This is a genomic window from Streptomyces bohaiensis (assembly GCF_012033785.1).
Taxonomy (GTDB): Bacteria; Actinomycetota; Actinomycetes; order Streptomycetales; family Streptomycetaceae; genus Streptomyces; species Streptomyces bohaiensis.
The window spans coordinates 1-6,108 of record NZ_JAAVJC010000282.1 but is presented as its reverse complement, the minus strand read 5'-3'; the positions used below and the strand labels follow the sequence as shown (position 1 = coordinate 6,108).

At 77.5% G+C, this 6,108-nt stretch carries 4 protein-coding genes; all 4 read left to right on the top strand.

Annotation, left to right across the window (positions count from 1 at the left end):
• Positions 1–504: 504 nt before the first annotated feature.
• Positions 505–2,076 carry an SDR family oxidoreductase gene (locus tag HCN52_RS20875; RefSeq protein WP_168089996.1) on the top strand — a complete coding sequence of 524 codons (1,572 nt, stop codon included), beginning with the start codon at positions 505–507 and terminating at the stop codon, positions 2,074–2,076.
• Positions 2,077–2,178: 102 nt separating this feature from the next.
• Entirely contained in the window at positions 2,179–3,552 is a 1,374-nt protein-coding gene (locus HCN52_RS20870) for a cryptochrome/photolyase family protein (RefSeq protein ID WP_168089995.1), read from the top strand.
• A 203-nt stretch (positions 3,553–3,755) separates the two neighbouring features.
• Positions 3,756–5,030: an NAD(P)/FAD-dependent oxidoreductase gene (locus tag HCN52_RS20865; protein ID WP_376767179.1), complete on the top strand. Its 1,275-nt coding sequence runs from the start codon at positions 3,756–3,758 to the stop codon at positions 5,028–5,030.
• Between the two features lie 242 nt (positions 5,031–5,272).
• Positions 5,273–6,108: MerR family transcriptional regulator (locus tag HCN52_RS25675; RefSeq protein ID WP_245175331.1), on the top strand; the 836-nt coding region annotated here is incomplete at its 3' end.

Sequence of the window (6,108 nt, the reverse complement as noted above, 5' to 3'; positions counted from 1 at the left end):
GCGCCCCGCGGGGGGCATCCCGCGTCCGGCCCCACCACCCGACCGCGCCGCCGCCGTGAGCGGTGCCCCGTGAGCAGTGCCCCCGGGCCGCGGTCCCGCCCCACCGGCGCACCGGCGCCCGGCCCGGGGCGCGGCCCCGCCACGAGCGCTCGAACACGCGCTCCGTGCCGCACCCGGAGGCGTGCGGAGCGCACGGCGGGGCAGGTGCAGCCGACGCCCTCCGTGAGCGGATTCCGCCGCCAGGGGCGAAGGTGGGGCAGGAGGCACCAGCGCGGACCTGGAGGCACGATGACCGCTCGGCACACCGGCGACACCCCCCGCTCCGGCGGGGCAGCGGCAGCACGCCCCGACAGCGCGCCGCCCGGCGACGGCGGCACCGCCACCCGCACCGCCGCCGGACCGGCCCGCGCCACCGGGGTCGGCGCCCCGCCGGCGGGCGACGCCGCGCCCGCGACCCCCGACGAACAACCCGCCGCCGCGGCCACTCCCCCCAGCAACCACCCGATGCGCTGCCTGGTCACCGGCGCCAGCGGCTACATCGGCGGCCGCCTCGTCCCCGAACTGCTCCGCGCCGGACACCAGGTCCGCTGTCTGGCCCGCTCCCCCGAGCGCCTCCGCGACCACGACTGGGCCGACAGCGCCGACATCGTCCGCGGCGACGTCACCGACCCCGAGTCGACCGGCGCCGCCATGCGCGACATCGACGTCGCCTACTACCTGGTGCACGCCCTCGGCAGCGGCGAGAGCTTCGAGGAGACCGACCGCCGCGCCGCGCGGAACTTCGCCGACCGCGCCCGTGCCGCGGGCGTCCGCCGCATCGTCTACCTCGGCGGCCTCACCCCCGAGGGCGTCCCCGAGCACGAGCTCTCCCCCCATCTCCGCTCCCGCGCCGAGGTCGGCCGGATCTTCCTGGAGAGCCCCGTCCCCGCCACGGTGCTGCGCGCCGCCGTGATCATCGGCTCCGGCTCCGCCTCGTTCGAGATGCTGCGGTACCTGACCGAACGGCTGCCCGTCATGGTCACCCCCAGCTGGGTCAGCACCCGTACCCAGCCGATCGCCGTCCGCGACGTGCTGCGCTACCTCGTCGGCAGCGCCGACATGCCCCCCGAGATCAACCGCGGGTTCGACATCGGCGGCCCCGACGTCCTCACCTACGCCGAGATGATGCAGCGGTACGCCGCCGTGGCACGGCTCCCCCGGCGGGTGATCCTGCCCGTCCCCGTCCTGACCCCCCGGCTCTCCAGCCACTGGATCGGGGTCGTCACCCCCGTGCCGCCGACCATCGCGCGGCCGCTCACCGAGTCGCTGCGCCACGAGGTGGTCTGCCGGGAGCACGACATCACCGACCACGTCCCCGACCCGCCCGGCGCCCCGATCGGCATCGACCGGGCGCTCACCCTGGCGCTGCGCCGCGTCCGGGACGCGGACGTCGCGACCCGCTGGTCCTCGGCCTCCGTGCCCGGCGCCCCCAGCGACCCGCTGCCCACCGACCCCGACTGGTCCGGCGGCAGCCTCTACACCGACCGCCGCACCCGGCGGGTCGACGCCGAACCCGAGGCGCTGTGGCGCGTCATCGAGAGCATCGGCGGCGACAACGGCTGGTACTCCTTCCCCCTCGCCTGGGCGGTCCGCGGCGGCCTGGACCGCCTCATCGGCGGCGTCGGCCTGCGGCGCGGCCGGCGGGACGCGCAGCGGCTTCGCGTCGGCGACACCCTCGACTTCTGGCGCGTGGAGGAGATCGAGCACGGCCGGCTGCTCCGGCTCCGCGCCGAGATGCGGCTGCCCGGACTCGCCTGGCTGGAGCTGCGCGTCGACACCGTGGCGCCCGACGGGGACACCGACGGCGAGGTGTCACCCGGGGAGGGCGCAACCGAGTACTCGCAACGCGCGTTGTTCCATCCGCACGGGCTGCTCGGCCACCTCTACTGGTGGAGCATCTCCCCGTTCCACGCCGTGGTCTTCGGCGGCATGGCCCGCAACATCGCCCGGGCCGCCGAGCACCGGGCGCGCAACGAGGAGGCGACGGAGCGGTCCCGCTCCACGCGGACGGCCGCCGTCGGCGCCGACCGGGGCTGACCCGGGCCAGCCGCGCACCGCCGTCCGCGGCCGCCGCCGCACCACCCGACCGCCGCACGCCGACCGCCACGCCCCCGCCCCGCACCGTCCAGGAGCCAGCCCATGACCGTCGCAGTCGTCCTCTTCACCTCGGACCTGCGCCTGCACGACCACCCGCCGCTGCGGGCCGCGCTGGACAACCACGACGCGGTGGTCCCGCTGTTCGTGCGGGACGAGCGGATCGACGCCGCCGGCTTCGCCGCCCCCAACCGGCTGGCGTTCCTCGCCGACTGCCTCGCCGACCTCGACAGCGGTCTGCGCGAGCGCGGTGGACGGCTCGTCCTGCGCAGTGGCGACGTCGTCGCCCGTGTCCGCGAGGTGGCCCGCGAGGTCGACGCCGACGAGGTCCACGTCGCCGCCGACGTCAGCCGCTACGCCCACCACCGCGAGGACCGGCTGCGCGGGGCGCTGCGGGAGGACGGCAGGCGGCTGCGGGTCCACGAGGCGGTGGTGACGGCCCTGCCGCCCGGCGCGGTCACCCCGGCCGGCTCGGACCACTTCGCCGTCTTCACGCCGTACCACCGCCGCTGGGACCAGGAGCGGCTGCGCGACCCCCTCCCCGCCCCCCGCACCGTGCGCGTCCCCGACGACGTCGCCTCCGAGGACCTGCCCCGCCGGGAGAAGGTCGCCGACGTCTCGGAGGGCCTCGCGCAGGGCGGCGAGCAGGCGGCCCGCCGCAGTCTGGCGACGTGGCTCCGCAGCGGCGTCCACCAGTACGACGAGCGCCACGACGACCTGCCCGGCGACGCCACCTCCCGGCTCTCCCCCCACCTCCACTTCGGCACACTCTCCCCCACCGAGATCGTCCACCGGGCGCGCGCCGTCTCCGGCAGCGGCGCCGAGGCGTTCGTTCGGCAGGTGTGCTGGCGGGAGTTCCACCACCAGGTCCTCGCGGCCCGACCCGCCGCCGCGCACGACGACTACCGCGCCAAGCACGACCGCTGGCGCAGCGGCGGGGACGCCGAGGACGACTTCGCCGCCTGGCGGGACGGCCTGACCGGCTATCCCATCGTGGACGCCGCGATGCGCCAGCTCGCCCACGAGGGGTGGATGCACAACCGCGGCCGGCTGCTCGCGGGAAGCTTCCTCACCAAGACCCTGTACCTGGACTGGCGCTGGGGCGCGCGCCACTTCCTGCGGATGCTGGTCGACGGCGACGTCGCCAACAACCAGATGAACTGGCAGTGGATGGCCGGCACGGGAACCGACACCCGCCCCAACCGGGTCCTCAACCCCGTCCGGCAGGCGCTGCGGTACGACCCGGACGGCGTCTACGTCCGCCGCTGGGTCCCCGAACTCGCCGACCTGGAGGGCGCCGCCGTCCACGAACCGTGGAAACTCACCGGCCTGGAGCGCGCGCAGTACGACTACCCGGACCCCGTCGTCTCCCTCAGCGAGGGCCTCGACCGCTTCAAGCAGGCCCGGGGGGTCGACTGACCGCCCGCACCGGACGCGCCCGAACCCACCCGGAGCCGGAGCCCGCCGACCGCCGCCGACCGCCGCCGACCGCCGCCGGGCCCGCACCGGACCCGGGCGGTGTTCCGGCGGCCGGCACCACCTCTGACGGTCCCGCCCGACGCGCCGGACCGCCGACCAGCCGGACAGCCCCGGCGCCCCCGACCGGCACGCCGCCGAGGAAGGTGAACCACGTGACGGCCCACCGCCGCTACCACCCCGACCACCCCGACGTCATCGTCGTCGGCGCCGGGCTCGCGGGACTCGCCTGCGCCCGCGACCTCACCGACGCCGGCCTGGAGGTCGCCCTGCTGGAGGCGTCCGACGACGTCGGCGGCCGGATGCGCACCGACCGCCGCGACGGCTTCCTGCTGGACCGCGGCTTCCAGGTGTTCAACACGGCCTACCCGCAGGTCGCCCACCGGCTCGACCTGTACGCGCTGCGGCTGCACCCGTTCACCTCGGGCGTGCTGGTCCACACGCCCGAGGGCCGGGTGCGGTGGGACAACCCCACCCGGCACCCCCGGCGCGCCGCGGGCGTCCTCACCTCCGGTGCCGCCGACAGCGGCGACCTGCTGGCGCTGGGCCGGGTGAGCGCCCGCGACATGCTGCTGAGCGGCCCGGCGCTGCGCCGCTCGCTGCACCGCTCGCCGGAGCGCACCACCCGGGAGGAGCTGGAGCGCTCCGGTGTCTCCGACCGGATGGTGTCCGAGCTGCTCCACCCGTTCCTGGCGGGGGTCTTCCTCGACGACGACCTGACGACCACCAGCCGGATGTTCCACATGGTGTGGCGGAGCTTCCTCCGTGGCCACCTCACGCTCCCCGGGCGCGGCATCGGGGCCGTCCCCCGGCAGCTCGCCGACGGGCTCCCGGCGGGGTCGCTCCGTCTGGAGACCCCCGTCTCGGCGCTCACCGACGGCGGGGTGACGCTGGCGTCCGGCCGGGAGCTCGCCGCGGCCACCGTCGTCGTCGCCACCGACGCCGGGGCCGCCTCGCGGCTGCTGCCCGACCTGGCCGTCCCGGCGTTCCGCACCGTCACCACCTACTACCACGCCACGGCGCGACCACCGCTGGGCGAGCCCACGCTGCTGCTGGACTCCGCCCGGCGGTTCCTCAACACCGCCGTGCTGAGCCAGGTCGCGCCCACCTACGCGCCGCCCGGCCGGTCCCTCGTCGCCACCTCGGTGCTGGGGGACGACGTGCCCGGGCGGGAGGCGGCGCTGCGGGCGGCGCTCGCGGAGGTGTACGGGGCCGACACCGGGGACTGGGAGCTGATCGACGCCCGCACCGTCCCGGCCGCGCTCCCCGCGATGACCCCGCCCTGGCCACTGAGCCGGCCCACCCGGCTCGCCGAAGGCAGGTACGTCTGCGGGGACTTCCGAGGGACCGGGTCGGTGCAGGGCGCGTTGGCCTCCGGCGCGCGCGCTGCGCGCGAGGTGATCCGCGCCCGCATCCGCTGACCCCGGCGGGCCGGTCCCGCGCCGGCGCCGGGCCCGTTCACGGCGCCCGCTGTCGCCGCGGAGGCGCGGCTGCACGGCTGTGCGACTGTGCGGCTGTGCGGCTGTGCGACGGGGAGCGATGCTCGGCGCGCCCCGCGGGCGGGCGGCGCCCCCGAGGCCGGCCCGGCCGGAGCCGCCGCACCGGAACCGCCGAAGTGATCGACGTCCCGCGGTGCGGGCTGCCGCTGCCTAGCATGGTCCGGATGAGTGCCGACCGGAACGACACCCCGTCACCGGAGGGCGGACCCGCCCTCAGCACCGGCGCCGTGGCCCGCCGCCTCGGCGTCGCGCCGACGACGCTGCGCAGTTGGGAGCGCCGCTACGCCATCGGCCCGGCCCGGCACGAGAGCGGCAGGCACCGTCGTTGGACCCCGTCCGACGTGGCGCGGCTGGAGGAGATGTGCCGCCTCACCGGCCTGGGCATCCCGCCGCGCGAGGCGGCCCGGGCCGCGTTGGCGGCGACGCTGCCCGACGCGGACGTCCCGGGTACCGCCCCCGCGCCCCGGGCGACGCCCCACGCCGCCGCCCGACCCCCCGGGCACGACGGCACGCCGCACGACGACACCGGGGGCGGCGACACCGGGGACGCTGCCACCCGGGACGCCGCCTCCGGGGACAGCGACACCGGGGACAGCGACACCGGCACGCGCGACGGGCCCTGCGGCGGGCCCGTGCCCGTCGCGACAGCGGACGCGACGGACGACTGGTTCCCGCTGCCGTTCCCGCTGCCGGAGGCCGGTGGACGAGCCGACGGGGGGTGGCATCATCGGTACGCCGGTGCCCCGGCGCCGTCGCCGGGGCTTCCTCCGGCAGTCCGCGCCCCGGCCTTACCCGCGCCCGCCCCCGGGTCGGCCGGCGACCGCCGCGTCACCGGCCGAGGGGCATCCGGAGCACCGGGGCCGACCGGCACCGGGACGCTCCGCGCAGCCGAGGCCCGGACCGACACGGGCAGCGCCGGTGAGCGCACCGCTCCGACTCCCCCGGGCACCGCCCGGGGCGACCGCCGTGCGGGGACGCCCGACCCGTCACCGCACGGCAC